Origin of the sequence: Stieleria sp. (assembly GCF_041595215.1) — a bacterium.
Taxonomy (GTDB): domain Bacteria; phylum Planctomycetota; class Planctomycetia; order Pirellulales; family Pirellulaceae; genus Stieleria; species Stieleria magnilauensis.
Genome location: NZ_JBFHKV010000983.1, coordinates 1 through 3,244 on the forward strand (window position 1 = coordinate 1; position 3,244 = coordinate 3,244).

The 3,244-nt window shown below is 57.8% G+C and carries 3 protein-coding genes; all 3 read left to right on the forward strand.

Annotation, left to right across the window (positions count from 1 at the left end; translation table 11 throughout):
- Nucleotides 1–391, forward strand: a 391-nt coding sequence (locus ABX749_RS27100; RefSeq protein WP_372898775.1) for a helix-turn-helix transcriptional regulator, incomplete at its 5' end; no start/stop codon positions are given.
- Nucleotides 388–2,394: a DUF1592 domain-containing protein gene (locus ABX749_RS27105; RefSeq protein WP_372898776.1), complete on the forward strand. Its 2,007-nt coding sequence runs from the start codon at nucleotides 388–390 to the stop codon at nucleotides 2,392–2,394. The genes ABX749_RS27100 and ABX749_RS27105, both read left to right, overlap by 4 nt.
- An 8-nt stretch (nucleotides 2,395–2,402) precedes the next feature.
- A partial coding sequence (locus tag ABX749_RS27110; RefSeq protein WP_372898777.1) for a DUF1552 domain-containing protein occupies nucleotides 2,403–3,244 on the forward strand: 842 nt, incomplete at its 3' end.

A 3,244-nucleotide genomic window follows, 5' to 3' on the forward strand; every position in this document is an offset into this window, starting at 1 on the left:
ACCGTTGGGGATCGCCGAGCGGTTGAGTACCGACGTGATGGCGATTGATGATGAAGACGTGGCCGCGGCGATTCAAATGATTCGTTTCCGAGCCTGCGAAGGGCTAACGGTCTCGGACATTTTGGCCGAAGTCCCGATCGCCCGCAGCAGTTTGGAACGTCGCTTTCGCCAATACCTGGGGCGTTCACCGCAGGCGGAGATCCGACGCGTTCAAATCAAGCGCGCCTGCCAGTTATTGCGTGACACCGAACTGAGTCTGGTCAAGATCTCACGCCTGACCGGTTTCAAACACGCCGAGTATTTCAGCGTCGTGTTCAAACGCGAAGTCAACCAGACGCCAGGCCGCTACCGAGACGCCAGCCGCGCGAAAGCGAGAAAACCGTTCGGATGATCACGACGATATCCAAAAAGCGAAGTTCAGCATGCCTGTTCTGCGCCGCCGTCCTCCTCGTTTTTGTTCGGCCGGTCCGCGCCGAGACCGTTTACGAGACGACGATCCGACCGCTGATTCAGAAATATTGTTTCAGCTGCCACGGCGGCGATGATGTCAGCGGCGATGTCGATTTGCTCAAGATCCGGACCCAGCAACAAGCGCTCGACCAGTTCGACGTCTGGGAATCGGCCACCGAACTGATCCGCGACTCCGTCATGCCACCGGAGGACCAACCGCAGCCGAGTGTAGCGGAAAAGGAGACGATCCTCCGTTGGTACCAGAACCGATTCGTCGATTCCGTCCAGGCGCACCCGGGACACTTCCGTCCTCGCCGGCTTTCGGCACACGAGTTTCGCAACACCCTGCACAGCGTGTTCGGGTTTTCATTGGATGTGGCCATCATCGAAGCCGAACAGACGGTTTCGGAGAAGTCGTTGGTGATGAAGTTGCTGCCGACCGATCCGCCGGGTGCCTCCGGTTTCAAGAACGACACGTCGGGGAACCCGTTGACCACCGTGGTTTGGGATCAATATGCTTATCTGGTCGATTTCGCCATCGAAAAACTGTTCTCCGTCGGCGGGCATCCGCAATTAAACAGGCTGGTCGGTTCGGAGACCGAGGGGACGCTTTCACACGAGCAGGCGGCAACGCTGCTGCGCCGGGTCGCGCGGGCTGCGTACCGACGGCACATCAGCGATGACGTGATCGCTCGTTCGCTGGCGAATCTTGCCGCCGCGTCACCGAGTGAGCGCCAGCGGGTCACCCGTCAGGAAATGAAGACGGTTCTGATGTCACCCCGATTCTTTTATCGGGGATTGATGATGCAGATCCCACGTGACCGGATCGAGCCGGTCGACGCATTTGAGCTGGCCGAACGGATCAGCTATTTCCTGTGGGCCGACATGCCGGATGAAGAACTGATGCATCTTGCGGCCGTCGGGTCGCTGACAGACCGGTCGGTCTTGGAACGACAAATCGACCGCATGCTTGCCTCGCCCAAGTCGCGAAGCTTGGCCGAACATCTGGGCGTCGAGTGGTTCTCGTTGGATGAAATTGATTCGGTTTCGAACAATCCGCCGGTCGCCGATGCGTTGAAAAGCCAGCCCATCGATTACCTGCATTATCTGTTTACCGAGGGGCGGCCGGTCTTGGAACTGATTGATTCCGACGTCGCATTTGTCAATGCCCATACGGCGAAGTACTACCCCGGGGATCGCACACAGTTGGTTGCCTACAAAAAGGGCAAGGGGATTGAGGTCGAGCGGCTGCCGAACCAGAAGATCGACTTGGTGCAGAGTGTCCATCGCGGCGGATTTTTGACGATTCCCGGTGTGTTGGCGATGAACCGAGGCCCGGTCTTGCGCGGGACCTGGATGCTGGAGCGAATCCTTGGCGACGACTTGCCCGAACCGCCAGCGAATGTCGGTCAAGTACCGAGCAATCGACGTGGAGACAACCTGACCTTTCGAGAGCGATTTGAGATCCATCGCAGCAACACGACGTGCGCGGTGTGCCACGACAAAATCGATCCGCTCGGTTTTGCGCTGCAGTACTACGACGATTCCGGGGCGCACTTGCTTCTGGAGAAACCCGGCAACAAACGTCGGAAAATTGAGACGGCGGTGGATGTGGAACAGATCGATGCGAGCGGTCGCCTGCCATCGGGTGAGACCTTTCATGACTTCGAGGAACTGAAACAGATTCTCACCACCAGCCGGAAAGAACCGGTCATCCGTAATGTCGTCGAGCGATTTTTGGCATACGCCCTGTGTCGCAAACTGGAGTATCATGATCGTCCCACCGTCGATCGGATCCATGCCAAGCTGCTGCAATCCGACGGAACATTTCGCGATCTGATTCATGAAGTTTGCACGTGTTTACCGATGCGTCAGGCCTTTGTTCGCAGTGATCAAAACCGTGACAGCCGTGCGGCGACGGGCGAAACGACAACCAGCCAGTAGGGATCAAGATGAAGTGGCACATCGATCGACGCACGTTTCTTCGTGGGGCCGCGGGACCACTGTTGCCGTTGCCGTTTTTGAATTTGATGGAATCGTCGGCGTCGGCGTCGGGGGCAACCGACGACGCGCCGCCGCTCCGGTTCGTCACGCTGTTCAAGCCCAACGGCGTGCACCCGCCCAGCTGGAACATCAACGGAGGCACCGAGTTTGACTTTCGCATGTCCCCGTTGATGCAGCCCTTTGCCAAGCACAAGGACGACCTGCTGATTCTGGACAACATGGGCGACTTCGGTTTTTCCTCTCATGCCAATTCGACGCGGCGGTTTTTGTGCGGCCATCATCAAAGCACCAAAAGTCCGTCGATCGACCAACTGATCGCAGACCAGATCGGCGGCGACACCGCGCATCGATCATTGGAATTGACCACCGAAGGGTTGTTTCCCAATCAATTCGGATGCAGCTATATCTCCTACGATCAGAACGGAGACGCGATCCCGCGTGAGAGCGATCCGCAATTGATTTATGATCGGCTGTTTCGAAACCCGATGTCCAATCCGGCCAAACGAGCCGAAATGACCAGCCTGTTGGATCGCGTCGCCGAGGACGCCCGATCACTGCAACGCCGTGCGGGTCTGGAAGATCGACAAACGTTGGATCAGTACCTGAGCGTCGTTCGCGAAACGGAAAAGCGAATCGCCAATCTGCAGCAAACGAAGAAAACGATCCCGATTCCGACGATCGAGCGGCCGCTTGCCCCGGCCAACCTGAACGAACAGGTCGAATCGATGATCGACTTGATCGCCCTGGCGCTCTGGACCGACTCGACGCGATGCGTCACCTACATGCTCGG

Bases quoted from the DNA above. Each gene is read 5' to 3' on its own strand.
- ABX749_RS27105 (WP_372898776.1), top strand. From the start codon at position 388: ATGATCACGACGATATCCAAAAAGCGAAGTTCAGCATGCCTGTTCTGC.